This window comes from Microbacterium umsixpiens (assembly GCF_053543675.1).
This window is the reverse complement of the sequence record NZ_JBLVOH010000068.1, coordinates 16,806-18,800: the sequence shown is the minus strand read 5'-3', so window position 1 is coordinate 18,800 and position 1,995 is coordinate 16,806. Positions and strand designations below refer to the sequence as shown.

The 1,995-nt window shown below is 68.2% G+C and carries 2 protein-coding genes; one reads left to right on the top strand and one right to left on the bottom strand.

Going from position 1 to position 1,995, the window contains the following annotated elements; all coding sequences use genetic code 11:
- On the bottom strand, window positions 1-1,450 hold a 1,450-nt coding region (locus ACNPM4_RS06900), incomplete at its 3' end, for a glycoside hydrolase family 13 protein (protein WP_448985191.1).
- Between the two features lie 117 nt (window positions 1,451-1,567).
- On the opposite strand from ACNPM4_RS06900, the gene ACNPM4_RS06895 reads away from it, so the two are divergent.
- The coding region (locus tag ACNPM4_RS06895) for a DUF1761 domain-containing protein (RefSeq protein WP_029263063.1) at window positions 1,568-1,995 on the top strand (428 nt) is incomplete at its 3' end.

Genomic DNA, 1,995 nt, shown 5'->3' with positions numbered 1-1,995 from the left:
GAGCCGCGAGCAGACGCTTGTACAGGGCGAGCGTCGAGCCGGGGTCGACCTCTTCGACGTCGCGGGCGTACGTCGCCCACTCGGTCGGCTGCGGGAGCCACGACAGTCCGGTCTCGTTGAAGCCGAAGGCCGGAGCCTCCGCCTCCCAGGGCAGCGGCACGCGGCATCCGTCGCGTCCGTAGCGCTTGCCCTCGGTGCGGAACCAGGTCGGGTCCTGACGGAACTCGTCGGGGATCTCCATCGCCTCGGGGAGCCCGAGCTCTTCGCCCTGGTAGAGGTAGGCCGAGCCGGGGAGCGCGAGCATGAGGGTGGTCGCCGCGCGGGCGCGGGCCAGGCCGATCGCGGTGTCGGGCTTGTTCGGGGTGTTCGGTCCGATGCCCTCACCCTGGGGGTTGTCGGCCGTGAGCGCGAGGCGCGACGCGTGCCGCACGACGTCGTGGTTCGAGAGCACCCAGGTGCTGGGCGCTCCGACGCCGCCGAACTCGTCGAGCGACTCGCGGATGACATCCCCCAACGACTTCGCGTCCCACGGCGTCATCAGGTACGGGAAGTTGAAGGTCTGGTGCATCTCGTCCGGACGCACCCAGAGAGCCGTCTGCTTGAGCGTCGGCATCCAGGCCTCGCCGCACAGCGCACGGTCGCCGTCGTACTCGGCGAGCACCTTGTGCCAGTCGCGGTAGATCTCGTGGACGCCGTCCTGGCCCCAGTACGGCACGTTCGATTCGCCGCCGCCCATGGAGTCGGCGTCGGTCGGCGGGGTGTAGTCCGGAAGGCCCTCGGTCTTGATCATGCCGTGGGCGACGTCCACCCGGAAGCCGTCGACCCCGCGGTCGAGCCAGAAGCGCAGGATGGAGCGGAACTCCTCCTGCACCTCTTCGTTGTTCCAGTCGAAGTCGGGCTGCGTGGCGTCGAAGATGTGCAGGTACCACTGGCCGGGGGTGCCGTCGGCCTCGGTCACGCGCTGCCACATGCCGCCGCCGAACACCGACTCCCAGTTGTTCGGCGGGAGCTCGCCGTTCTCGCCCTTGCCGTCGCGGAAGATGTACCGCGCGCGCTCCGGGCTGCCCGGCGCCGCCTTGAGTGCTTCCTGGAACCACACGTGCTGGTCGGACGAGTGGTTCGGGACCAGGTCGACGATCACGCGGATGCCGCGGTCATGGGCCTGGGTGAGCATCTCGTCGAAGTCGGCGAGCGTGCCGAACAGGGGGTCGACGTCGCGGTAGTCCGCCACGTCGTAGCCGGCATCGCGCTGCGGGCTGGTCATGAAGGGGCTGAGCCAGATCGCGTCGACGCCGAGTTCCTGCAGCGAGTCGAGGCGGCTGGTGATGCCCGGGAGGTCGCCGATGCCGTCGCCGGAGGCGTCCGCGAAGGATCGGGGATAGATCTGGTAGATGACGGCGCTGCGCCACCACTCGGAACCGGGGGCTGCGATCTGCTCAAGCTGTGCCATGCGAACAGGCTACTGCAAACGCTTACAGTCGTGCCAGAGCGCGCATCGAATCGGTTCGATCCGACGGGGGCATCGCCGCAGGAGTAGCCTGACGGCATCCGATGAGTGGAGGCTGTCATGGTTCCCGAGATCAACTACTGGGCGGTGCTGCTGGCCACCGCGTCGAGCATGATCGTCGGCTCGATCTGGTACGCCCCGAAGGTGTTCGGCACGCGGTGGTCGAAGCTAGCGAACGTCGACATGGACCGTCCGGCGGCCACGGCGATGTGGCCCATCATCACCACGGTCATCGTAAGCTTCATCACGGCATGGGTGCTCGCCGGGGCATCCGCCATCGCCTGGCATTTCTACGGCGGCGCGTTCTTCTGGGGCACCATCGTCACGGCGGTCACGCTGTGGGCCGGCTTCACGGCCGCACGTTTCATCACCCACGATGCGTTCGAGGGCCGCTCGACGAGGCTGACCACGCTGAACATCGCGCACGAGCTGGTCACGGTCGTGGTGATGGCCGTGATCATCGGCGTCTGGCCGCCGGCACTCGGCTA